This is a genomic window from Plantibacter flavus (assembly GCF_900177615.1).
In the GTDB taxonomy this organism is placed as follows: domain Bacteria; phylum Actinomycetota; class Actinomycetes; order Actinomycetales; family Microbacteriaceae; genus Plantibacter; species Plantibacter flavus.
In genome coordinates, this window is record NZ_FXAP01000007.1 from 1 (window position 1) to 23443 (window position 23443).

The window sequence follows — 23443 nt, forward strand, 5'->3', positions numbered from 1 at the left end:
GCACTGCAGTGCCGAGGCCGTCGGAGGACTTCGCCTGGACGTCGACGAGCACGAGGTACCGGTAGTCGAGGCCGTCAACCGACAGCACCCTCGCCTTGAAATCCCCCACCTGCGAGTTGAGCCCGGCCGCGTCGATGTAGGGATACTCATTGCCAGCGTCGTCCCGATTGACCGGCGCCGGCGGCAGGAAGGCCACCATGAAGCTGTCCCCGTCCACGAGGCCGTAGGTGCGCATCGTGCTCTCGCGGGCCTCCACGTAGCTCGCGTTGCTGTCCCAGGTCAACGAGCGGTCGACCAAATCCGCGATGGTGTCAGTGTCCCGCCTGACGCGACCCGACTCTGCGCCGAAGTTCTCGAGCGAGGCTGACGCCTGAAGCTGGTCCATGGTGGTCTGCGCCTGCGTGACTTCCCTCTGGACACCGGTCAGCACCGCCTTGCGATCGTCTTGGTCTGCCTGCAGCCCGACCAGGGCGATAGCGCTGACGGCCGAGGTGACCACGAGCGCGATCGCCGCCATCAGGGGGAAGATCTTCGTCTTCGCTCTGCCGCTCATCTCAGGCACCTGCCGATCCGCGCTCACCGATTGTCGTCTGGCCAGTGACCAGCCCACCGAATGCACCCGAGTCCGCGTAGTAGCTCGCCGTGGCCCACGCGAGGAGCTCGCCCGTCTCTGTTCTGGTGTCCAGCCAGGTGACCTCGATGACGCCTGGCGTCCCCGATGACACCACGGCGGCCACCGACCAAGATGACGTCGACGGGTCGGCGATAATCCGACCGTTACTCCCGGGCTCTACGTCGGTGTACCAAGGAAATCGCGGATCGATCTCGCCGTCGCCGAACGGCAGGGCCGAGCCAGGTGCGTATGCCAGAGCATCATCTGCGATCAGGGCCTTCGCCACGAAGTACGGCGCAAGCTGGCGCCGGTGCTCGACGGACTCGAGGAACGCTGCGCTCGGTGCACCGTTGGCAGTCGTCTCACCGTTACCCCGGTACAGGATGTCGGCAAAACCCTGCTGCAACGCAGCCACGACCTCTGCCTTGCTTGCAGCTTCGCCCAGCTGGGCGTCCAGCTGGGCGGTGAAGTTCGAGGCCCCCTGGTCATCCGCTGTAGGCATCGCTCGAAGATCACCTTGTGCGGCGGCAATCTGAGCGTTGGTGGTCTCGGTTGCGTGCCTGAACTCGTCTGCGCTGGCTGATGCACTGAGCGCCACTACGGCGCTGCCCAGCAGGAGGACTCCTCCGAGCATCACGGAAATCCGCTTGGAGCGCCGGCCAGGATTCACCGGACGCGGCAGTTTTGCCGAGCGACGATCCTTCAGCCTTGCCTCCAGGTCCTCGCCGGTGAGCTTCGTAGCCCGTGCGTTCCTGTTCCGCTCCTGCCTGGCCGTAAACCTCGCGTCCATGTCGGCCTTCGTCAGCCGGACCTTCTCGCTCGCCATGGTTGTGCTCCTAGTCTGCCCGGTCATCGTTTCGCCTGGTTTACCAGTCTATATGTGACGACCAATCAGGCGCTTGCGGGTTCACCGGTCATCAGATCCGACACGTCGACGAACTTCCACTTGCCGCTCGTGAGTTCCGACATCGGCATCATCCGCGCGCGGGTCCCCGCATGGTCCGTGCCGCACATCGCCTCTCCGATGACGGCTTGGTCACCCTCGATCCCGAGCACAACGAACGTGTGACCTTCAGGTCCGGAAGCCGGTCCGGAAACGACCGAGTACACCGTCGGGGTGGTGGTCAGCGGCTTGCCCATCATGGTGGCCATCGAACCGGCTGTGTCGATCCCGTCGCCGCGGGCGTACTGCTGGAACGTGGTGAACTTGTTGACGAAGTAGGTCGAGAACCCCACGCAGTTGTCCGCCTTGTCACCGTTGCCGCAATCGCCCGGGCCGCCGGCGCCGTAGCGAGATTTCAGGAACGCATCACCCTCCACGCGGTAGAGCGCCATGAGCTGGGTCGCTTCGTCGAGGCTGAGCCCGCCTTCCTTCATCGTCAGGGCGGCTGCGCCGACACCGATGCACTCGGATCTCACCGCTTCGGCACGGGACCCGTTGGCCCCACCCACCGTTGTCCCCGCCTGAGCGAGGATCGAATCAGCGAGAGACTGGTTCTTCTCCCACCCGCTGAACATCCCCATCCACTTGTTGGCCTTCTCGGCACGTCGAGCGGCCATCGCTGGCGTGTCCGCCGACCTTTCCCACTCGTCGTGGAAGTAGAGCGCTGCCTCACCGGGAGTACCGTGGGCGGCCGCGATCATCCCTTTGACGATGTCAGCGTTGCCACCCTCGGCTGCGGAGATCATGAAGCCGAGCTGGGACTCCAGCGTCCACCAGTCCTTCGCGTGCCCTGACGCGTACGTGCGAAGCGCCTGGTTCCTCCCGAACGTCCACTGACCGAGACCGATCCCGTTGTCCGTGTCGCCTGCCGCGGTCTTCTTCTCGTCGGTCATCTGTTGTGGTGCGTTGAAGATGTTCTGCACGCTCGTGGGGTCGACGCCCGACTCTGCATCCCAGTTTCCGAGGATGCCCGCGACATTCGCGTCGGGCATACCCCAAGCACTCAGCACGCTGTACACGGTCTTCGCGTTCGCAAGTGTCGTCGCGTCGACGTTCGTGTCGGACCCGTCGACAGCCTTGAGTGCGTTGGTCGCGACCGGGCGGCAGTCGATCGCGCCGTCCTTCAAAGCCAGGTCGTTCTCGGCCGACACTCCGGCCACGGCACCGGCGACCAACATCGCTCCGACTGTCGCCGTCACGGCGACTGAAGCGACACCAGCCGTCGCCGCGCTGATGGCTCCGCCAACCGCCCCGCTGACGAGCGCACCGAAGCCAAGAACGCCCCCACTCAGCGCCTTTGCGCCCGCCAGGAGCAGACCGAAGGCCATGTTCCAGAGGTTCGCGGCGACGGCTGCCAGGCTCAAGAGCAGACCCTTGAGATAGTTGATGAACATCATCAGCACGAGGGCTTGGCCGGTCACGGCCGCCACCGGGACGGCCGCCGCAGCCCCCGCGACCTTGCCCGCACCGCCGACCTTGTCGTCCAGTCCGTTGGCGTCACCGGGATCCTCAGCCGCGAGCGACGTGCCGCCGGCGCCCAGCTCTGGTGACGTACTCGCCTCGCCACCCTCGGCAGGATCGTCCTTCGCCGTCGGCGCACCCGCGCCGCGCCCGTCGACCGGCGTCCCCCCAGGGGGAGATGCCGCATCGTGCTTCGACCTCGCCTGCTGCGCCGACGCCGTGGCCGCCTCCGTGTTCAGGTGCATCGCGGCCTGCGCGTCATCGCCGGCGCCCTGAGCAGCGAGTCCGCCAGCTCCTCCGAGGTTGTCAGCCATGCGGCGTCCCTTCGATCGTCTGTGTCAGGTGAAACGTGGGTGGAGCTCAGTAGGTAAAGAGCGCCTTCTGGCTGCTGTTGTTGGACGCCCCTGCGCGGACGTTGAGCAGCCCCACCTCGAGGTCGAGCAGGTCCGTGTACGACTTCGTCTGGTAGTCGAGCTTGTGCTTGTAGTAGTCCTGGTAGGCCTGAGACAGCCCGTTGCGGATCTCGAACAGCGGCTGCATGGCCCGGTCGCTCGTGCCGTAGTCCTTCAGGAGCCGTCCATTGGACAGCTGCCACTCGATGTCGTTGACACGGACACCCTGACTGTCCGCGTCCTTGCCCGCCGAGGCCTTGTCGGCCAGGTACGTCACATAGGACTCACCCTCATCGACAAGATCGCCCAAATAGCCCTTCGTCACGCTGCCTGCACGCCAATCGAAGTCGTAGCCGCGAGGGCTCACCCACTCGGTCTCGAGCGCGAGCGTTGACTCGGTGTCGCCGATGCCCGGCTCGCCCGTGACCACGTCGCCTGCGATCTGGGCAGGCGCTACGGGTGCCGTGAGGAACACGCCGTCGACGCTCACTCGGCGAGACTCGGCTTCGTACTCTCCGATCCGAGCGAGGTCAGCACGCATGACATTCAGCTCTTCGTCCATCGCGGCCCGAATCGTCTTCTCCTCGGACGCCACGACGAGCTCGGAGTAGACGGCGCCGGCGTCGAAGGTAGGCGCGTCGAGGGCTTCTGACTTCGTGGCTCCTGAGGCTCCTGGGTTGAAGAACAAACGCCACTGGTCGAACTCAGAGAAGGTGCTTTGCCCCTTGAGATCCTCGCGCACCTTGCGCTGCTCGCTCGGCTTGTAGACGAGTTCGGAGTTGGCTCGCATCGTCAGATTCAGGATCTGCTGCTGGAAAGGCCCTGAGCTGTCCAGGACCATTGCCATGTAGCCGGTTGAGCCGAAGACGACGATCTGTCCGGTGATGTCGGTCTTGAGCGCCTGGTCCACGAGGTCCACGGAGGATCCGGTGAGGAACGCCTGGTACTTCTGCGCGTTCGCCGAGACGGAGCTCGCGTCCTTGAAACGCATGAGCACCATGGCACGAGTCCGATCCGAGTTCACGAAGACACCGTCGACGTCGCCGGCGAGCTGGGTCTTCGACGTCGCGAAGCTCGGCGTGTACAACGTGCGGCTGTCCATCTGTGCGTTGACGTTCGTCACGGCGGACACTGACGCGCCACTGAAGATCAGCACTGAGGTCAACACGAGGGCCCCGAAGAAGACGCCGAAGCGCTCGATCGCGTGATGAGAATCCAGGCGCAGCGCCGTCGCGACACCTTTCGCGGAATCCTTGAAGCTCATGGGACGGGCCTTTCTCGTAATCGTTGGTGACGCGGGGCGCGAAGCGCTTGTGAGGACGAAAGACGGGGCCGGCGGCATCTGCCACCGGCCCCGTCGCGTTTCGCGCGCCCCCGTGCGATTCGCTGCCCCCAGGTGTTGTGGTCAGCTAGCCAGTCCGAGGGCGCCTTGCAGCAGGATGAAGCCGCCGCCGCCGAGCTCCTCGATCGTGGTCTGGCCACCCTCGGCAATGGTCGTGAGCAGGACGATGCCGCCGGTCATGAGCGCTCCACCGATGATCAGCATCACCACGATCATGACCCACGACTTTTCCTGCTGGCCGCCGCTCCCGAAGAACTTCTTCACGATGAACACCGCCGCAACGATGATCACGATCAGGCCGAGCAGGGAGATGAGTGCGCCACCGACGACCTTCGCGTAGGACATGGCGTTCTGGAGGAACGAGACGACGTCCCACGCCGCGACGGGGAGAGAGAGGTTCGAGGTCACAGCGGATGCGATCCCGGAATTGGCCAGCGTGTTCATGGAGTGTTCTCGCTATCAGCTAGATGGTTTTCGGTCGTCTGCGGGTGGATGCCACCCTTCGAAAACCCTAGTTCAGCGGCACCCCACATCGCAAGTTTCAACGGACCGTTTTTCCTGGAAAACCAGCAAATATAGCGCACCTGATAAGAAGACAGAAGCCGTGCACCCGGTTCAATGAAAGGGGTGCACGGCTTCAGGGCTCGGAGCGCCTACTCGTCGCGAGGGCTGGGACGCTGCGGCCGCCGAGGCGGGGTGCTTGGCGGCCGCACCGGACGAGGTGCTGCAGGGACCGTCGTAGCCGAACCACTGCCAGTCGGCTGGGGCCGCGGTGCACGCACTGTCCTGGGCGCCTGCGAGGCCCTGGTCGGTGCAGCGGGTGTGCTCCGGGGTGCCTGCGGTGCACGCTGTGCCGGTCTCGGGGTGGCGGGGGCGCTCGGCGTGTTGACCTGTGGCGACGAGGTGCCAGCGCTGCCTGGCACGGCCGTCGTTCCGGACGTCCCTCTCGCGGCACCTGCCGCGTTGGCGACCGTTCCGCCAACGCGCGAGACCTGCTGCGCCTGCGCGGCCTTCCGCGCGTGCTTCTGGTTTGGCTTGTCCAGCGAGCTCCTCCCCGCATCCTGTTCGGCCTGCTTCGCTTCGTGGCCCTTGGAAACGGCCGCACCACCGTGCTCGACAGCGCGCCCGCCAGATTCGGCCGCGCCGGTCGCATCGCCCGCGAAGCCCTTGCCAACGGCGACGCCTGCATGCCCGGCTGCTTTCGCACCCTCCGTGCCAGCAGCGAGACGCTTCGCGTCCGCAGCCTGGTAACCCGCTGCGGACTGTTCCATCGAGTCGGACGCCACACTCATCGCGTCGCCCTCCACCTGTGGGGCTCGCGTCTCACCCTGCTTCGAGAGACCGTTGGCATCGACGGCTCGTCCGAGAGCGACCTCATCCGCGACTGATGTGCTCGTACCTGACTCGAGCGCGCGAGGGCCATCCGACGATCCAGGATCGCCGTTCCCTTCCGCGCCGCCGGTGATCTCGAGCTGGCCTCCGCCGTCGATCTCAAGCTGCCCGCCGTCGCCGTCCGGGCCCGGACCAGTAGGTGTGAGCCCACCGGCGGTCTGGATGCCGTCGGGGCCACCCCCAGCACCGGGCTTCGGCGTTGCGTCGACCGATGCACCCTTGCTACCGCCGCTCATCATGCGGTTCGCGGCCGCCGCACCTGCGCCTGCCGCCAGGCCGCCGGCCAGCGCGGGGACCATCTTGCCGCCGCCCCCGGGAATGCCGACCTGGGTGTCCATGAACTTCTCGACCAGTTTGGTGACCGTCTCCTCGACCGCCTTCACGAACATCTTCCGCAGGCGCATCGCCGTCACCGTGAACACGATCACACCGATGATCGACAGCAGCGTCACTACAAGCGGGAATGCCCACCCGCTCGTGAGGAACACGACGAACGTGGCCATGGGGCCCGCCGCCCCGTCGTTGAGCGCCCAAGAGAACGGCATCTCGATCAGCTGGGGCAGCGACGTCAGAAACTCCTGGACCATCTTGTACACGAAGATCGTGATGAGGACCTCAAGGATGAGCGCCACGCTGTACACGACGACCTTGGCGATTGCCGGCAGAGCTCCGAGAGTTGCGAACGGAACGGCGGTGACCACCTGGAACGATCGCCGGATGCTGGAGAACAGCAGCGCGAAGGCGTAGCCCAAGCCGATGACGACGAACGACCCGAGCAGGACGACCGCGTTGAACCAGTAGAGGAAGCTCATCGTTCCCGTGCCGACCTGGTTGACCGAGTTGTGGATCGACCGGGTCGCCTCGCTCTGGACGTTGGATGAGGAGTACATCGTCATCGAGGTCGAGCCGAAGTCGGTGTTCAGGTAGTTGAACATCGCCAGGGGTGAGAGGTTGCACGCCCGCGGTGACCCTTGTGACAGGGCGATCGCCGTCCCTGTGTAGAGGCACCCCGTTGTGGAGGAGGTGAACGCCCGCCCACCAGTGATCGAGTTGCCGCGAAGCCCCTGGCCAGCGGTCACGGAGATCAGCGGATTGCCGCCCGGGGTAGCGTCGGCGCTGTTCAGGGCCTTGGAGTCCTTCTCGAGACTCTCAAACCAGTCCTTGACGGCCCCATCAGCGTTCGTCGCGTAGAACGCTGACTGCGTCAGGTCGCCCTTGGCCGTGGTCTCGAAGGACGCCGCCGACACCTGAGCGTTGCTCATGAATCGGGCCAGCATGTCCACTGTCGTGCCGTACGTCTGGGTCCTAGTGCTTGCATCAGAGGCCTTGCCCTCGAGGATCTGGTTGGACCAGGTGGCGTCGTAGGCGCCCGAGGAGACGATCGCCTTGAGCCCCAGTCCGTGGGTCTGGTTGTTGATCGCCAACGCCGTGTTCCGGACATTCGCCTGCGCAGCGCCGCTCGGTTGCGCTCGCGCCGTGTCCCACTCGATCTTCGCGCCGGCCGGAATCGCCAGACGGCTGTTCGTGGCCCAGTTCTCGAAATCAACGTACGTGCTCATGACGACGCGCGTGGAGCCGGCGTTGCCATCGCTGCCACCGTCGGTCACGGAGGTGAGCATGCCCGTGTACATCGACCCGAGCAGGGGAAGGCCAAGCCCGATGAAGACGATTCGGACGAGGATCTTCTTGAACGCTCCCCCGCGATCCATCTTCTTGAACATGAACAGCGAGAAGAGCAGGACGCCGATGAAGATCGGGACCATGACCTGCCAGGACAGGGCCGACAGCGCTTGGTACCAGCCTCCGATCCAGCTCGCGAGCCCGCTGAGCGGACCGACATCAGCGTTGCCCCCGCCGACCATGCCGTCGGCGAACTCCGGGTTGATGGCCGAGACGCCTTGGTAGAAGAGCTTGAACGGGTTGAGCAACGACAGCAGACTGAGGAAGGCGTTGAAGACGAAGTCCACCGCGCCACCGAGGATGTACAGCACCATGATCAGCCCGCCCGCGGCGGTGTTCATGAACCCGAGCGACAGTCCGGTACTCGTGCCATCCAGACCCATGCCCTTCAGTGCTGCACCGAAGTAGGCGTAGTCGACCATGCCCTGGAACTTGGAGCCGCTGTACCCGGTTGTGTCGTCGTCACTCTCGCGAACGAGCAGCGTCTCGTAGCCGATCGCGTCGGACGAGCCGGACAGCTTGGATGCGAGCCATCCTGAGACGCTGGAGAAGTTCGGGTCGGCGTAGCCCAGCAACGATCCCGCGGACCCGGGGTCAGCGATGACCTGTGCCCAGGGCTCGCTGAAACTCTTGTCGCTACCAGGCTCCTGGACGGTGGAGAAGAATGCCGTGGTCGAGGACGCGATCTTGTAGAAGGAGTACTTCATCACGTCGTCCTCTTTGGCGCTGGCCGAGCTGCTGCTGAACACGCCAGCGATGCCAGCCAGGCTGAGCACGAGCATCAAGGTGAGCGCGAGCAGACGCTTCGGGTTCCAGCCGCGCAGCGCCGCGGAGACGCCCGAGCGCTGCGTGGGGTCGATACCTACCGCTGTGTCCGGGCGGCCTGCTCGCAGGAACGCCCATAGACCCAACGGGGCCCCTCTGGCGATCTTCGTCTCCGTCATCGTGCGTCCTTCCCCCTGCTGCGTGCTTCGAAGTCGTGTGGTCATCGCGTTCGCGCGAGGCGCGTCGGCGGATCAATCGGTGCCGGTCTGGTGCCCACCGCTCCTGGAAGCGTGCGCGGCCGCATCACTGGCTGCCTGATCGGCTCAGGGCTCGGTACAGCTGCCGTGGGACGTCTTCCCGAGGTTGCGGCGGCAGCCGGCGCTTGCAGTCGGCGCTCGCGTTCGATGCGCTCACGGTGTGCTGCCCGCGCTGGGTTCATACCGAGCGCCAGGTCCAAGGAGAAGACGACGTTCGTGACACCGCGGCGCAGGTACGCCAGGTTCCGGTTCTTCGTCGTCACCAATCGCTCGAGGTCCGGCGGGATGTCCTGCGCGAGGTGCTTCTGGTAGTCAGCAACGGTCTTGTCACCCATCGGCCCGAGAACGGTCCAGTCGGCGCGCTCGAAGCGGTTGAAGCTGGCGTCGGCGAGCATCTTCTCGACGTCGTTGTACAGGTACGCAACCCGGCCACCGCGTGCGAACAGGCGCTCGAACTGGGTGTGGATGTAGCCCTTCACCCGGTCCGCGATGTGCTCGGTGCCGTGGATGATCACCGTGTCACCCAGCGAGAGGTTGTCGACGGCGAAGCCCACGGTGTTCACCAGCTGTGCCATAGCGATGCCGTGGCCGCGGCGGAGGAGCTTGGAGAAGTCGTAGACCACGCGGCGAGCCTCGAAGACGCCATCGATGGCGTCGTTCGTGTGCGTATTGAACAGGTCGCCGTTGTTGTCGAGCAGGTCGGTGAACACCAGACGCAGCACGTTGTACGCGTGGAGAGCCTCGTCGTCGCGAGCTGCCCTCATCGACAGCTCCCGGTACTTGGTGTCGAAGTACGAGACGAGGTCCTGCAGGCGCGGCACATGCCTGTGATCCAGGTCAACCAGGCGAAGCCGACTCCGGTTCGTCTTGGCGTTCCGCGACCACATGCCCTTGTCGATGTAGAACTGCGTCAGCGTCTCCTTGAGGGATCCGCGGATGATGGAGCGATCGTCGTCCGTGGTCTCGTAGGCCTGCTCGGCCATCAGCACGATCTTGTCGAGGTGCGCCGGGAAGATCGACAGCTCTTCCTCCCGGTCGCCGAACATCTCGAACATGTTGATGTCACCCGAGCTCATGTTCAGGCTCGCCGTCAGCGCGCTGAACTTCGGGCCAAGCTTGTCGAGATCGGCGCCGTCGAGGACGAGATGCACGACGCGGCCATTGTTGAGCATGGCGCTCTGGCTGATCTTGCTCCCCCACATGTCGGGGACGTGCGCCCGACCGAGGACGGTGTTGAGCGAAGAGTCTGCGACGACGACATGGCGCTCGTAGGCGTTGACGTCGAAGAGCACGGCAGACGTGTTGACGTCACCGAGCATCGAGCCGACGTACTCGCCGGAAGGGTCATTCAGGCCGTTCGTGACAAGCGAGTGGGATCCGGCGTACTCGACCGAGGTGAAGTGCTGACCTCGGCCGCGCTTCTTGTCGTTCGCTCGGGTCAGGGCGGAGAGTTCCTGGCGCTGCTCCCCCGGGTAGGCGGCAACGGACACCGTTCCGAATCGATCGATGTAGAGACGCTTGATCCGGTCGACGGCTTCCTCGAGCGCCGTCAATGTCGGAGCCTTCACGAGAAGGCGGTTGTGAACGTGCAGGTAGCTCGCGCCGTCCTGGATCTCGGCCGTGGCGATGTCGATGTCAGACGACACCTTCTCAGCCTTGCGGCGCGTGCTGGCCGTCCCTGAGGCGTTCTGCTCCCCCTGTTCGAGCTTGCCGATCCGGTCCGAGGTGGAGATGCGATCGTCGATCCACTTCTCCCCCATCCGACGGACCTGTTCGAAGACCACGACACTAACGCCGTCGCCGAGGTTGGCCGGGATCCGATTGATGCCCCAGAAGGCACCGAAGTCGTCACGTGCAGCTTCGTCGTGGAAGAACCCCAGGACGCACGCCGCGCTCCCGTCGACGTCGTAGTAGTCGCTTCTGAAGACGTAGCCCTCCCGCGGCTTGATCGCCAGCAGGTGCGGGTAGTCCTCGAAGGTCCCCCGGAGTCGGCGAGCAGCGCGCCTGGCGATCCGACGCTCCTTCGGGCTGAGTCCGGCGTACGGGTCATCTGCCTCATGCCCCTGCCGCTTCTGAGCGCGCTGTTCCGCTTCCGCAGCGAGAGCGGCCTGCCGCAGGTTTGCGAACCCACCGGTGGCGGTGCTGAACGGCAGGGCGGCACCTCGGCTGGACGGACTGGCGTGGCCTGGCAGCGAGTGGTCGCTCGTACCTGTGGCGCTCTTGTTGAGCTGGGCGCCCCCGCGATTCGTGTCACTCACTGTCTACCGCCTTTTTTACTCATAAACCAACAGAAACGAGTCTACGGTACGTCAGCGTGGGCCAGTGTAGATCGTTGAGAGCATCTCCTTGCAGTCCGCCCCGTCGAGCATGGTGAGCTGTTTGACCATCAGCGACGACTCGTCCGTCTCGGCGCGGAGCACGCTGTGCGCCCGTCGGAGCGCCTCGAGGTTGTCGGCCTTGATGATGACGTACTGGTGGATGGAGGTGAACGAGTTGCCGACGTAGTCGCGCAGGATGGCGTGCTGCTCCTCCATCAGCTCGAACAGATCGGGGTCCCGGGTTGCGAGGCGCCGGTTGCGGAGCTCGAGGTTGGCCTGCTGGCGGTAGATCCGCTGCGGTTCCTTCGTGGTCACCCAGATGTACTCGGCCGTCGTGTCGACCTTCCGGTAGTAGGCGTCCACCCGGTTGAGGATCGAGATGCGGTCCTGATCGAACACCAGCACGGACGCCGCCCCCACCGTGAGGTACGCCTGTCCCACTGAACCGTCACCCCAAGTGATGAAGCCCGATTCGTCGATACCGTCGATACCGACGATCGAGTAGAAGTTGCTGGGATCCGATCCCTTGCGCGTGACGACACGGCGGGCCGAGGGTGCGATGTAGCTGAGGAGGGCGGGGATGCTGCTGAGCTTCATTTCCTTCGTCTTCGAGTAGCTGCCAAGCAGCGTGGTCGCCACCAGCCACCAGATCCCAATCAGGAGCAGCATCCACCAGTCGGCGTTCTTCAGGAACGTCGTGGACAGCGTCCAGAACATCGCGAAGATCGACACGACCCAGAACAACAGCACCTTCACCGGGATGGGCTTGACCTGCCAGCCACCGCCGCTCAGCGAGATCTCGTGGTCCAGGAACGATCGGTCCAGTGAGCTGGGGATCTTGTAGTTGATCTTGGCCACAGTGAGTGCCTCCTGACATCGTCGGGCGCTCGTCCGCCCCGCATCATTCTAGTCGGCTGTGCCACGCGCGGTCTTTCGTTTCGGCTGGAAAACCAGCATTTATGCCGACTGATGGCTCCTGCCGGTAATGCGAGAGACCCCCGGCCGGCAACTGCCGAACGGGGGTCTCTGTGCCTCGGTCTACTCAGCCGAAGTGAGGGATGATCTTCTTCGTGCCACTGCCCTTCTCGACACCGAAGCTGACCGTCGCCGCGAAGGTGGCGCCCTTCTTGCTCATGAAGTCGTCGATATAGATCTTCTTCCCGCCGATGAGGTCCTTGATCTCGGCGGCAGTGAAGACATGGCTACACCAGGCGCGTGGTGGCGTGGCGCTTCCACCGGAAGCCTTGGCGGAGAAGTCGGGCTTGAATCCGACGAACGCGTACTTCTTGCCACCCTTCTCCATGACCTGCTCGTCGAGTGAACCCTTCGCCTGGAACTCGTTCCCGGACTTCGCTGAGATGGCCGTGAAGGTGATCTCGTTGCCGGCGAGCAGCTCCTGCAGCTCGTGGTCCGTGAACACGTGCCCGGACCATTCCTTGGCGAACTTGACCGGCTGACCCGTCTTCGCCCAGACGCCCTCGATCTTCTCCTTTGCGGCCGCCCTCGGGGCGAGACCGAGATCCTTGTGCATGGTCGCAGCGTTGCGCTGCATGGTGACGATGTCCGCCCGTACCCAGTCCGCTACGACAGCCAACGCATCATCGGTCGACGTCGTACCGGCTGCGATGTCGCGCATGACGCCGTAGACCTGCTCAGTCGTGGTCAGATCGCCGATCTGGGTCCCGGGCAGGAGCCGGTAGCTCATGTCGCCGAACTCAGACATCGTGATCTTGCCACGAGCGTCCTTCAGAAGCGGGTACTTCGCCTTCGTGCCGGTCACGTCCGCGTACGTACTCGTGCGCGTCGCGCCGGTGCCGACGTCGCGCTTCTCGAGCTGCTTCATCAGCCACTTCATCGACGGGTGCTCCGGGCGCGGTGGGATGATCTCGAAGACGAGGGGGTCAGCCTTGGTTCCGAGCCCCTTCGTGTTCTCGTCATCGTCCTTGTCGTCGGCGTCGAAGAACACCGCCTTCCATCCGGCGAACTTCGGGACGCTGACCTTCCCGATGAACTGCGGGTAGGACTCGAGGTGGCCCACCTGCGCCTCGTAACGGTAGTCGGCCGCCAGCATCGCCAGGTACGAACGCGCGAGCTCTTCGTAGATCAACGGTGCGACGGGGCCGTACTTCGCCTCGATAGCAGCCATGGACGCAGGGACCTTCGGTCCGGGGCGGTTCGCGCCGTGGGCCCCGGAGTCCTTCACGTGTGTCTTCCTGGGCGATCGCTCCGTGAGCAAGGCCGGGTCGACGCCAACGAGCACAGCGATCTTGTTGGCGAACGGGAGCAGCTCGTTGAACTGCTCGACGGTGATGGTCTTGTCCTCCGTGCGCGGGTAGGAGACGACCTGGTCCTCGTACATCTTCTGGTAGGTGGCCAGGACGACGTCAGCCTTCACGCCCTTTCCGGAGAGGCGTGCGGACAGCCCGGCGAGGTCGAGCAGCTTCCTCGGAGCCGTGGTCTTGTCCGTGCGGCTGTCGAGAACGACCTTGGACGAGCTGTAGACGTTCGGGACCTCTCCTTCAGTCTTGAACCGCGGCTCTTCGGGGTTGATGTAGAGCACGTCGTTCTCGTCCCGGAACCGGTTCTGGTACTCCGGGATCTTCACATAGTTCGTGTGCGCCGCCAGCTGGGCACCCACGAGGTTCACCATCACGGACTTGAGGCGGCCCTGGCGGAGGACGGCGTTTTGGCCGGCCGCCAACGAGGCGATTCGTGTGTGTTGCATGGTGAGGAAGTCGAGCTTGTTGCGGAAGTCCGCCTTGCGGTAGTCGCCCTCGTCCATCATCGAGACGATCGGACGCCGCTTCACGAACGCCTTCTGCAGAGACGCCGGCGCTTCGTCGGTGAACTCCATGCGCGAGAACTTCTTCCCATGAAGCTTCAGCTCGTCGATGATGTTCCACGCGATCGCGTCGCCCTCCCCCGTCGGATCGAGGTCCGTCGCGATGACGATCTCGTCGACCTTGCTCAGCACCGACCGGACCTGCTTGATCGTGTCCGATGCTCCCTTGATTGGCACCCGCTTCCAAGCGAACTTCGAGATGTCCCACGGCAGGGTGCCGAGGTTCCAAGCCTTCATCGCGGCAGCCTCTGACGGACCTCCGCCCAGCAGCTGCTCCTCTGGCTGCGCCAGCTCGAACAGGTGTCCGCGGGCCGAGGTGATCACGTAGGACTCACCGTTGAACGTCCCCTGCGCGCCCCCGAGCGCTGCGCCGAATGCACGCCCCGCCGATGGCTTCTCCGTCAGGATGGCCAGTGTCATTGTGACTCCCCACATGCGTCGTTTTTCCACGTTTATGAGGAAATACTACAGCAGAAGTGAAGAGCTGCAGCGATCGAGTGTCGGAGCATGCGGCACGCCCGGATCGTGATCTTGCAGCGGGTTACTTCATCCGGCTCTGCTCAACGACTCCGAATATGAGTGCGAAAAGGGCGAGCGCCACAGCACCCGTAATCACCCCTGCAGAAACGAGGCCTTGAAGCTCCGGAACGAGCGTTCCCCATACCCCCACGAGCGTGAAGACGGTGGCGGCGACAACGAGGAGCTTGCCGACATACTCTGTGCGGCTCCTCGCAGGACGGCCATGTGTCAGAGCCTGCAGAGCCGCCCCAACCCCTGCAACCATCACCCCAACCACAGCGAAGCAGGCGAAAATCTGAGCCGGAGCCAGCACATTGAGTTCAGCGCGCGACAGATCCTCAGTCTCCGGTCGAAGACTCAACGCGAGCTCCACCTGTTCGCCGAAGTACGGGACCATAAGCCAGCCCACTACTCCAGCGATGAGGACCACACCGAGAACCCAGAAGTCGAGCTTCCGCCACCTCGGAGTCGGGTCCTTGTGCTCTGTGTCTTTCGTCTGCTCTGACATCGATCTCCCCCATGGAACTCTGCTCGGACGCCGCGTCCCGGCACCCCATCGCCTACTGTGCCAGGCAAGCGCGGTTGCCGGTGAGCGCTGGGGGACACAATCGTCGACACCAAGATGTCGACTCTCCGGTGAATCCCGCGCTCAGGCGGACTACTTCCAGAACTCCGGTTGGATGGTGCCGCAGACAGCCAGCAGCGAGAACATCGCAGCACCCACAACGATTAGTTTTCCGGCGAACTCCAGCCCAGCTACTCCTGGTTCATCATGAGCAAGGACCTGGAGTGCGGCGCCGGCGCCCGCGATCGTCGCTCCAATGAGTGCCACGACCGCCAGCGACTGGCTCTGTACAGCGGCTATCACGGCGGCCGAAAGCTGCTCTGGTGGCATCGCTCCCTGGGTCGCCCAGATGCTCTCCGCAATCGGGGTAGCGAGGAACGTACCAACTAATGCCACGACCAGAAGTGCAAGTCCAGCCGCCGCGCCAAGTACGAGCAGGAGAGCGCCTACCTTGCGCTCCATCGACGTCTTGAGCAACCGCGCATGTGTCATGGATTCTTCCGCATCGTCACCTACGGCACGCCAACAGCTGGCGGCTCCTCCGAGTGTGGCAGTCCCACTTCTCCACCGCACTGATTCGTTTACGGGCCACAACCGCCTCGTACGATCAACGCCCAGCGCGCTCCTTCAGAACCGCGGCCACTTTGATCCGGTATACGGCCAGCACGGCGAAGAGCGCGTTGAAGTCGACCTTCTCCGTTGTCGGATCCTCGAGCTCCTTGAGCCTGATCGGTCGGATCTTGGCGACCTCCGCGACTTGCTTCAGCGTCGCGTGTCCCCGAGCCTTCGTCAAGAGGTCCGCAAGGGCGGTGCGATCGCCGAGCACTCGGTGCGTCTCGTTCGCGAGGTTGATGCGGCTGTGCCCCAGATGCAGATGCCCGCAATGCGAGCAGGGGTAGGTGGACACCGAGACGTCATCCCGAAGGTTGTTGGGCAGCTCGCTTGCAGAGCGGTAGCGCCGCTTGAACTCCCAGCGGCCACCACGCTCCGTCTTACACTCCCGCGGCGCCGCGGCGGCGTCCGTGTGGAGCTCGGCGAGGCCGGCGCACTTCGGAGTGCAGTACAGGCCGAAGTAGACGGGCACACCTGGACCGCCGAGCTTCCGCGCACAGCGCTTGCACCTCTGTCGCGTCGGGTACATCGTCTCGCTCATCGCAGGCTCCGTTCGGATTCGCTCGTAAACCAGTGAATATAGCAGCGTCCGAAGACACCACCACGGAGGAGCTCGTCGCCGGCAGCGCGCTCACCTGACCGCGAACTGGTCACCCAGCGGGCCGTTGATGACCACCATTTGGTCACCAGCCGGTCACGACACGGCCATCAATGAAAACCCCCCGAAGAGGGGAACATCTGCGCTTAGACTCGCCACGACACACCGCACGTACCTGCCGTTAACTCCGGCCTTAAGCCACCACTATGGAACCATGTCAGCATCTAACGCAGGGATTAAGCGAAACCGCCTTGCCGCCGGCGTCAAGGCGAGCAGGCCCGATATCCGACTGGACCCGACGACCTACGAGGCATTCCGCGAAGCGGCACTCGCGTCGGGCAACCTCTCGTTCTCGCTGTACCTCGAGCGCCTTGCTGACGAACTGAGGAAGCAGAACGGCTCATTGCCGATCTTCACGATCGATACCTCCAGCACGGAGGTGGCGTCCACGGCAGCCGCTTAAACAGATCCGGCCCGGTGCTTGCGCACCGGGCCAGGAAGCTTGTGATTCAGATTTCGGTTACCAGGCCACTGATCTGAATCGGACCACCACACGAAGGACCGACGGTCTTTTCGCGCCTACGAGGAGGTAGCTCCATAGTACCCGGCGACCGGGAAAAGTCACGCGACATCAGCCACAACGCCGTCTTCGGCGTGTCGGACGTGTCTTCAGCGTGGACTTTGACCCAGACGATCAGCCCTCGCCCGCACGTGCAGACGATGTCCACGGGCGCCCTTCGCGACGGCGCCAACAGCTACCAACAGCGGTACCCTCTGGCCGCCAAGATGCCCGGTCGACCGTGGACCGTTCATCTCGCCGACGATGAACACCGCTACCAGCTGGCCTGCTTCGACTTCGATGTGAAGGACGGTGCCTCTCGCGTTCAACCGGAGCTCGTGGAGCAAGCCCAGGACCAAGCCGACCGCCTCGTGCAGCTGCTCGGAGATCTCCACATTCCTCACGTGCTTTGCGAGTCCTCGGCCACCGGTGGTCGTCATGTCTGGATGCGCACGCTGGGTATCGAGCGCGAAACCATGCGAACACTGGGCATGGCCGCGAGGAACCTGCTCTCGACTCTCGACTTCGGCATGCTCTCGAATCCCGCCACCGGTTCCGCCCGGCCACCTGGAGCGCCGCACCGCGATGGGTCAATGTCGCGCGTCCTGGCCGGGGACGTCCGTGATCTGGCCCTTCCCTCCCTTGCGGTTTCGCAGGATCAACTTGAGGCGCTGACCGATCGCCTCGCAGCTCTCGCTCCCCCACTGCAGCCGGAACCTCACTCCCCCATCACCTCAGGAGACTCCCGGGAGAATGCCTCGCCGCGTCAGATGCCGGCGAAGAACGTCGCCCGCTTCCAGCTGGTCGGTGGGGGCCCAGACCCGTCTGTGAACGCCTTCATCTGCCTACTTGCGGCACTCAGCGCAGGATGGTCGTTCGACGACGTCGCTCGCGCGGTGCAGACCAGCCCAGGGCTGGAGCACTATCGGACCCGACGCACGACGCACGGCCGCCGACGCCGACCCCAGCACGAGACCGCTGCCAAGCTCGCCGCAGACTGGGATCGTGCCGTCGACATCCACGCGCTGAACGAATTCGTGCCGCTGCGCCGTGCTGGCACCTCGGAGCCGGCCCCCGACGTCGACGAGCTCGCGGCGCAGCTGCTAACGATCACCGACCTCCAAACGAGCTTCCGGGTGCAGCCGGGGCGATGGGGCGGCAATGACGGATCGCCGATGCAACGCGCCATCCTCACCGCCATCGCCTGGCTCACCCTGCACACGGGCCGCACTGAGGTCGCGGCCGCGACGAGAACCATCGCGGAGATCGTCGGAGTGTCCTCACCACAGGTCTGGGAGCACCTCGAACGCCTCCGCACGAGCGGTCTCCTCGTACGCGTCGACGGCGGGTTCGACGACAAGGCGCCGACCTGGAGACTGGCCCCGCATCGGGCTCTTTCCACACCTTCAGAACTGGACCGAGCACTACCCTCTGAAGGATCCGATGAGGCCACCCCCCGCTCTCGCTCGGCGAAGCACCTCTTCATTGAACGGCGACGGGTGTTGGATGAGCTGCAGGCGGAGCTACTGCAGATCCGTCACGACGTGTTCAGCTACCGCGGTGGACTCGGTCAACTGGGTGCTCGACTCTGGGTGACCCTGGGTGAGCATGAACAGCTGACCGTTGCAGAGACGGCCCGGCTCGTGGGTATCAGCGAGATGCACGCGGCCGGCCTACTGTCGCGCTTGCGCTCCTTGAAGCTGGCTCGGTTCATCTCGGGCGCGTGGGTACGTGCAGCCCGGGATCTCCGAACTGCCGCGGCACGGCGGCTGGGTGTCCTGGGCCGACTGAAAGCGCGGGCGAAGAAGTATGCCCAGGATCGAGAGTTGCACGCTTGGTGGTTGGACCACGAGCGGCGGCGACAGGGCCAGGCGCCGAAGACCCGCCCCGAGATGTTCGACTCGCGGGGTCGACCGCTGCACGGGTCGCGGGTCCCCTTCAAGCACAGGCTCTTCCCGCGCTTTCCGATCCGATGGGACGGCCGGGCCGACTACGCCTCGGCCAGAGAACGCGTCCAATCGCAGCGCGTCTACGGTCAGGACGAGTTCTTCGCTGTCCGCGTCGAGCTACCCGCGTTCACGCCCAGCGACCCGCTCGACGATTGGTCGCCGGAGAATCTCTACGGCAGCGAGACCATCAATCGCTTGCGGCGCCAGACCCGGAAGGAACCACTCCCCCACCCTGCTGATGACGGCCTTCTCGTGGACCTGCCTTGGTAGGACTTCGTCGACGCCTAGTCTGACCAGGGCTCGAGACCGAGGTACTCCCTGACAGCTTCGTCAATGAGATCGACGACGCTCATGTTGTTCTCGAGGCGCCAACGCTCGACCGTGTCACGGAGGTCCTTCTCCATCGAGGTCGACAGCTGCAGCATGACGCGCTTCTTACGCGGCCGCCCGGGCTTGCGGGTCGGGAGCTGCGGGGTATCACTGGCTGCGCTGGTCGTTGTCTCCCCCGTGCCGACGGAGCGAGCGGCGGTTGCACCGACGTTCGACGTGACCGCTTCGCTCGCTGGGGACGCGGGCTCGGAAACGTGGTCGGAGGTTGATCGAAGGCGACTGGCGAGCTCCGACTCATCCCGAGGCGACAGGATCTCCGCAAGTCCGCTGTCTGGCTGCCGCTGCAATGGGGGCCGATCGGAGCGAGGCTTCAGCGGCTTACGTTCTGGCAGTGTGCCCATGTCAGATCCTCTCGGCGAGATTCTTGGAGAGTTGGTCGAAGTGTCGCTCCAACACCCTCGACCCATCAGTCTTCATCGTGCTGAGCGGAATCCGCCGGCTCTCGGCCTGTTGCATAGCTGTGCGCAGCGGGATGTAGGGCTTGAGGAGGACGTCGCCATAAGCGTGGAGGAGATCCTGGACTCCGGCCCGATGCTCGTTGGTGCCGTCGAACTTGTTGACAACGATCCCGGCGAGCTGCAGTTCCGGATTGAGGTGCGGCAGGCTCTTGACGTCCTCCACGGTCTCCAGGAAGCGCATGACTCCCTCCAAGCCGAACGATGTGGGTTCGGCGACAGCGAGAGCGAAGTCGGCGTACACCAGACCGTTGAGCGTGAGTCGGTCCACTGCGGGCGGAAGGTCGATGAGGATGTAGTCGTAGGCCGAGAGCTCTTCGTCGACCCCGTGAGCGGCGGTCTTGAGACGCATCTCGGCGGCCACCAATGTCTCCGTGACGATACGAGTGAGCGATGCAGAGCCTGGCACCACATCGATCCCCTCGAAGGACGAGGGATAGATGGCATCCAGGATGTCGCCGGGTCGCCCTGAGAAGAGGACGTCGAAGAGATTGTTCTCCCCCTCGACTTCGAGCAACGTCGTTGCATTCGCCTGGGAATCGAGGTCGACGACCAGGACCCGCTTCCCAGCGCGAACGAAGGCTTCGCCGAGACGGACGGTTACGGTGGTCTTGCCAGGACCGCCCTTCTTCGATCCGACCGCGATCTTCTTGGGTGACATCTGTTCTCCTACCAGGGGATTTTTACTTAGGGCGCTGCGACCAACACGGGGTTCGCACGTGCACTTGAGGCACAGCATTGCATAGGCCCGGCGTTAACTCGGCCACGACATGCCGCCGCCTGCCCCTCCCCCGTGCCTTCCGTGCCTGTTGCAGTCCCCCAGGCCTTGGGGGCCGGTTGCATGGCGGCGTGCTGCCATGGCTGCATTATTGCAGGAAAGAATTAAATGGCACAGACAGGCTCCGCGGTCTCAGCGCGTCGACGCTTGCCCACCGGTGCCCGCTGACACGGTCTTGGAGCCCAGCGGTCGGGCACGCGGTCCAGCGTGTCTGCAAGGTGGCTTGTGTGCATCCCTGCATTAATGCAGGAAATAAATAACGGTCATCACCCGTAACCCCGGCTCTAAGACACGCGGGGGAGCCTCCGTGTCCAGTGTGCGCGCGCACTGGACAATAGTCGCCATGAGCGCTGCGATGCAGGCATCACCGGCCGACCCCGACGAGCCAATCGAGTCAACCTCGGGAGACCTCGAGATCGTGGACGACGCCGTCCAGTGGCCGCCGATCCGAGTCCCACGTTCCCGTGCCAAGATGGTCAACTTCGCAACCGGCCGCGAGCTCGGAACTGACGAGCAGGACATCGGCTTCTCCGCCCGTCTCTTCGCCCAGGTCTCACTGCCTCAGCGCAACCCCGGGACCATTCCATACTACGAACGGCGCAACGGCGACGTCCGCCTCACGATTCGACCTGCACTAGTGACACAGAAGGACGGAACCAGAGAGGACCGTTACCCCTTCGGTTTGCTTCCGCGCCTCGCTCTGACCTATTTGTCGACTGAAGCCTTCCTGACCAAAAGCCCGGTGATCGACCTGGGCAAGAGCATGCGCTCCTTCTTGGCCAAGCTCGACGTCGATTACAGCGGCCGGAACGCGAACCTCGTCCGAGCGCAGTTGCAGGCGCTGTTTGGCGCGCAGATCTCTGTCGACGGCCTGGCCGTCACGGACTCGGGGCACGGGACGGTCGAGGAGTACTTCCAGATCGCGAAGAGCGTCCAGCTCTGGTGGGCCAACAAGGAGGGGGAGGGGGCGACAGGCCTCTGGTCCTCCGAGGTCCGATTGTCAGAGGAGTTCTTCCAGTCCATCGTGAACGCCCCGGTGCCTGTGGACTTGAAGGCCCTCCGTGCCCTCGGAGGCAGCAGTCTCCGTATCGACATCTACATGTGGGCCACCCACCGGATGTTCTATCTGCGTCGTCCTACCCGTATCAAGTGGGTGGACCTCAACAACCAGTTCGGTGGCCAGTACGCCCGCGTTCGAGCGTTCAAGGCAGCGTTCATCAAGGCGCTGCACGAGGTGATGATCGTGTACCCGACCCTGAACGCTGAGGTCCACGACGACTTCCTGCTGCTCCGGCCATCGCTCACCCACGTGCCTTCCAACAAACCACTGCGACGCATCGGACAGTAGCCTCCGCTCACGTCCTCGCCAGGCGGTATCTCGTCTCCCAATGGGGTCAATCGGTGGCGCTCGGGTTCGATTCCAGCCCGGGGTCAAAAGGTGGCGGTCTCGAGACCGCGGTGGGGTCAATCAGTGGCGCGCTTCGACCAACCCCTGGGGAGTCAAGGGAGTGGGGTCAATCGGTGGCGCCGGGTTCCGCATCGACGCGCCGGCCGGCATAGTTGTGGGTCGCGAGATAGCGGTACCGCTCCTCGAGCTCGGCCAGGAGCGCGACACAGCTCTGGACCGACTGGGCTATGACCCGAAAGCTCGGTGTCACTTCGAAGTTCGCCATGCCGCCGCGGAAGTCCGTCACCTGCTTCACGTCGCTCAGATTCCGCGTCACCTGTTCGTTGCCATGGATGAAGGCGCTGCTGATCTTCCAGACAATGAGCGGAGAGTTCAGCGAATACGTCGCGCTGACCTTCGGGCCGCCAGAACGCTTCGAGACGGACGCCAGGATGGCCGTGTACCGCGGCGGCCGGCCGAGCTCCTTCTGTCGCAGGTCTCCGACCGCATCCTTCAGCTCGATGAGCCGCGCTATGACCGTCTCGGTGTACTGCCTCACACCCTGGACACGATTCTCATCCAGGACGTACTGGTTGAACTCAAGCTGGTCCTGAACGTCGCGGTAGGCGAGCTGGAGCCCACGGAACACTCGCGTCGACTTGCGTGACGACTGCAGCACCCAGAGCGCCGTCGCAGCGGCCTCAATCGTCGTGCGAATGAGCGAGTAGAGCGCGTACGGATACGCCTTCATCTCGAAGTTCTCTTCATCGACCATGAGCCCGAACACCTGCTGCAGGTTGTCGACCGCCCTCACCTGGTGAGCGACGGCTATGGCGTCGATCGGATAGCGCGAGGTGAGCGGCCGCTCCAGTGCCAGAATCGACCCTTCGACCGGTTCTTGCAAGTCGTCCATCGACTCGAACTGCACCTTGGCGCCCACAATCAACCTGATGGAATCGCGCATCTCCTCGTCGGACTCTTGCCGATCATGTTTCCCCCGCATCTCTGGAGCATAGTGAAGCCCACATGTATCGGTCGGCGGTCGCCGCTGGGCAGAGGTGTAGTTCGGCGCCGCTTGGGTCCCGCGCGCCAATCCGCGGAATTGCGGTCGGCTTCGGGTACGAGGTCATCCGGTCGCGGCCGACGGCCGTTGAGCCAGCCACGCGCCCTGGCGTCTCACACACGATCCCGTATAGCCTGAATGTGCAGACTGTGCCCCCGTACTCGATCCGCGCTCCCAGGCCGCAAAGGCGTTGGGGGGCATGGTCGCCGATCCAGAGGGATGAGCTCTATGTCCGAACTGCATGACGCCTTCATCAGGAGCGTGATCAACGCCAACCAGGTCGTTCTCGCCGAGCAAGAACAGGCGCAAGTGTGGGTGCGCCAACGAAGTCACCTCGCGCGTCTCGCCCACCGAAACGGAGTACGCCCGGACGATCTCGCCGCCGCCGTTGGCGTTCCCTTGACGATGATTCAGGAATGGCTGGGACCAGAACCTGAGTAGCTGTGGCAGACCCAGATCCTCGATGAGATCGGCTACCGCTCTGAACGCGCACGCAAAGTGTCGCCGCGGCCCCGCTGAATCGGCGGGTTTCCAACGTAAAGTGTCGCCGGCGTTTCCAACAC

20 protein-coding genes are annotated in these 23443 nt (G+C 64.2%); 4 read left to right on the plus strand and 16 right to left on the minus strand.

Annotation, left to right across the window (positions count from 1 at the left end; all coding sequences use genetic code 11):
• From B9Y95_RS18190 to B9Y95_RS18245, 12 genes are all read right to left on the minus strand, one after another.
• Window positions 1–553: hypothetical protein (locus B9Y95_RS18190; protein ID WP_143736571.1), on the minus strand; the 553-nt coding region annotated here is incomplete at its 3' end.
• A gap of 1 nt (window position 554) precedes the next feature.
• Window positions 555–1439, minus strand: coding sequence for a hypothetical protein (locus tag B9Y95_RS18195; protein WP_085514071.1), 885 nt, complete (start codon window positions 1437–1439; stop codon window positions 555–557).
• A 65-nt stretch (window positions 1440–1504) separates the two neighbouring features.
• Complete coding sequence (locus B9Y95_RS18200; protein ID WP_085514072.1) at window positions 1505–3331, minus strand: phage tail tip lysozyme; 1827 nt, start codon at window positions 3329–3331, stop codon at window positions 1505–1507.
• 46 nt (window positions 3332–3377) lie between these two features.
• Window positions 3378–4673 carry a hypothetical protein gene (locus B9Y95_RS18205; RefSeq protein WP_200811442.1) on the minus strand — a complete coding sequence of 432 codons (1296 nt, stop codon included), beginning with the start codon at window positions 4671–4673 and terminating at the stop codon, window positions 3378–3380.
• A gap of 141 nt (window positions 4674–4814) precedes the next feature.
• A complete protein-coding gene (locus B9Y95_RS18210; protein WP_085514073.1) occupies window positions 4815–5195 on the minus strand; it encodes a hypothetical protein in 381 nt (126 codons plus the stop codon).
• 209 nt (window positions 5196–5404) lie between these two features.
• Window positions 5405–8767 (minus strand): hypothetical protein, encoded by a 3363-nt coding sequence (locus tag B9Y95_RS18215; RefSeq protein ID WP_085514074.1) that lies wholly within the window; start codon window positions 8765–8767, stop codon window positions 5405–5407.
• Window positions 8768–8808: 41 nt separating this feature from the next.
• Window positions 8809–11103: a hypothetical protein gene (locus tag B9Y95_RS18220; RefSeq protein WP_200811443.1), complete on the minus strand. Its 2295-nt coding sequence runs from the start codon at window positions 11101–11103 to the stop codon at window positions 8809–8811.
• Window positions 11104–11154: 51 nt separating this feature from the next.
• Window positions 11155–12021, minus strand: coding sequence for a hypothetical protein (locus tag B9Y95_RS18225; protein ID WP_085514075.1), 867 nt, complete (start codon window positions 12019–12021; stop codon window positions 11155–11157).
• Between the two features lie 184 nt (window positions 12022–12205).
• Complete coding sequence (locus B9Y95_RS18230; RefSeq protein ID WP_085514076.1) at window positions 12206–14425, minus strand: DNA topoisomerase; 2220 nt, start codon at window positions 14423–14425, stop codon at window positions 12206–12208.
• A gap of 121 nt (window positions 14426–14546) precedes the next feature.
• Window positions 14547–15032, minus strand: coding sequence for a hypothetical protein (locus B9Y95_RS18235; protein ID WP_085514077.1), 486 nt, complete (start codon window positions 15030–15032; stop codon window positions 14547–14549).
• 150 nt (window positions 15033–15182) lie between these two features.
• Window positions 15183–15581, minus strand: a complete 399-nt coding sequence (locus B9Y95_RS18240) for a hypothetical protein (RefSeq protein ID WP_085514078.1) — start codon at window positions 15579–15581, stop codon at window positions 15183–15185.
• Between the two features lie 115 nt (window positions 15582–15696).
• A complete protein-coding gene (locus tag B9Y95_RS18245; protein ID WP_085514079.1) occupies window positions 15697–16242 on the minus strand; it encodes a hypothetical protein in 546 nt (181 codons plus the stop codon).
• A gap of 271 nt (window positions 16243–16513) precedes the next feature.
• On the opposite strand from B9Y95_RS18245, the gene B9Y95_RS18250 reads away from it, so the two are divergent.
• Window positions 16514–16762, plus strand: a complete 249-nt coding sequence (locus tag B9Y95_RS18250; RefSeq protein WP_085514080.1) for a hypothetical protein — start codon at window positions 16514–16516, stop codon at window positions 16760–16762.
• Window positions 16763–16968: 206 nt separating this feature from the next.
• Here the strand turns inward: B9Y95_RS18250 and B9Y95_RS20505 are convergent, their stop codons facing one another.
• Entirely contained in the window at window positions 16969–17298 is a 330-nt protein-coding gene (locus tag B9Y95_RS20505; protein WP_143736572.1) for a hypothetical protein, read from the minus strand.
• Between the two features lie 330 nt (window positions 17299–17628).
• Here B9Y95_RS20505 and B9Y95_RS18255 point away from each other — a divergent pair, with 330 nt between their 5' ends.
• Window positions 17629–19077 carry a helix-turn-helix domain-containing protein gene (locus tag B9Y95_RS18255; protein ID WP_143736573.1) on the plus strand — a complete coding sequence of 483 codons (1449 nt, stop codon included), beginning with the start codon at window positions 17629–17631 and terminating at the stop codon, window positions 19075–19077.
• Window positions 19078–19091: 14 nt separating this feature from the next.
• On the opposite strand, the gene B9Y95_RS20770 is transcribed toward B9Y95_RS18255, so the two are convergent.
• Window positions 19092–19232, minus strand: a complete 141-nt coding sequence (locus B9Y95_RS20770; protein ID WP_159453451.1) for a hypothetical protein — start codon at window positions 19230–19232, stop codon at window positions 19092–19094.
• 307 nt (window positions 19233–19539) lie between these two features.
• Entirely contained in the window at window positions 19540–20313 is a 774-nt protein-coding gene (locus B9Y95_RS18260; protein WP_085514082.1) for a ParA family protein, read from the minus strand.
• Window positions 20314–20746: 433 nt separating this feature from the next.
• Between B9Y95_RS18260 and B9Y95_RS18265 the strand changes: the two genes are divergently transcribed.
• Window positions 20747–21778 (plus strand): replication protein RepA, encoded by a 1032-nt coding sequence (locus B9Y95_RS18265; protein ID WP_143736574.1) that lies wholly within the window; start codon window positions 20747–20749, stop codon window positions 21776–21778.
• 166 nt (window positions 21779–21944) lie between these two features.
• On the opposite strand, the gene B9Y95_RS18270 is transcribed toward B9Y95_RS18265, so the two are convergent.
• Window positions 21945–22781, minus strand: coding sequence for a hypothetical protein (locus B9Y95_RS18270; protein WP_143736575.1), 837 nt, complete (start codon window positions 22779–22781; stop codon window positions 21945–21947).
• A 327-nt stretch (window positions 22782–23108) separates the two neighbouring features.
• On the opposite strand from B9Y95_RS18270, the gene B9Y95_RS18275 reads away from it, so the two are divergent.
• Window positions 23109–23321 (plus strand): hypothetical protein, encoded by a 213-nt coding sequence (locus B9Y95_RS18275; RefSeq protein WP_143736576.1) that lies wholly within the window; start codon window positions 23109–23111, stop codon window positions 23319–23321.
• Window positions 23322–23443 lie beyond the last annotated feature (122 nt).

Bases quoted from the DNA above. Each gene is read 5' to 3' on its own strand.
- B9Y95_RS20770 (WP_159453451.1), bottom strand. From the start codon at position 19,232: ATGCTGCAGCTGTCGACCTCGATGGAGAAGGACCTCCGTGACACGGTC.
- B9Y95_RS20505 (WP_143736572.1), bottom strand. From the start codon at position 17,298: ATGACGACCACCGGTGGCCGAGGACTCGCAAAGCACGTGAGGAATGTG.
- B9Y95_RS18245 (WP_085514079.1), bottom strand. From the start codon at position 16,242: ATGAGCGAGACGATGTACCCGACGCGACAGAGGTGCAAGCGCTGTGCG.
- B9Y95_RS18270 (WP_143736575.1), bottom strand. From the start codon at position 22,781: ATGCGCGATTCCATCAGGTTGATTGTGGGCGCCAAGGTGCAGTTCGAG.
- B9Y95_RS18250 (WP_085514080.1), top strand. From the start codon at position 16,514: ATGTCAGCATCTAACGCAGGGATTAAGCGAAACCGCCTTGCCGCCGGC.
- B9Y95_RS18255 (WP_143736573.1), top strand. From the start codon at position 17,629: ATGCCGGCGAAGAACGTCGCCCGCTTCCAGCTGGTCGGTGGGGGCCCA.
- B9Y95_RS18210 (WP_085514073.1), bottom strand. From the start codon at position 5,195: ATGAACACGCTGGCCAATTCCGGGATCGCATCCGCTGTGACCTCGAAC.
- B9Y95_RS18195 (WP_085514071.1), bottom strand. From the start codon at position 1,439: ATGGCGAGCGAGAAGGTCCGGCTGACGAAGGCCGACATGGACGCGAGG.
- B9Y95_RS18215 (WP_085514074.1), bottom strand. From the start codon at position 8,767: ATGACGGAGACGAAGATCGCCAGAGGGGCCCCGTTGGGTCTATGGGCG.
- B9Y95_RS18200 (WP_085514072.1), bottom strand. From the start codon at position 3,331: ATGGCTGACAACCTCGGAGGAGCTGGCGGACTCGCTGCTCAGGGCGCC.
- B9Y95_RS18235 (WP_085514077.1), bottom strand. From the start codon at position 15,032: ATGTCAGAGCAGACGAAAGACACAGAGCACAAGGACCCGACTCCGAGG.
- B9Y95_RS18275 (WP_143736576.1), top strand. From the start codon at position 23,109: ATGTCCGAACTGCATGACGCCTTCATCAGGAGCGTGATCAACGCCAAC.
- B9Y95_RS18230 (WP_085514076.1), bottom strand. From the start codon at position 14,425: ATGACACTGGCCATCCTGACGGAGAAGCCATCGGCGGGGCGTGCATTC.
- B9Y95_RS18260 (WP_085514082.1), bottom strand. From the start codon at position 20,313: ATGTCACCCAAGAAGATCGCGGTCGGATCGAAGAAGGGCGGTCCTGGC.
- B9Y95_RS18240 (WP_085514078.1), bottom strand. From the start codon at position 15,581: ATGACACATGCGCGGTTGCTCAAGACGTCGATGGAGCGCAAGGTAGGC.
- B9Y95_RS18205 (WP_200811442.1), bottom strand. From the start codon at position 4,673: ATGAGCTTCAAGGATTCCGCGAAAGGTGTCGCGACGGCGCTGCGCCTG.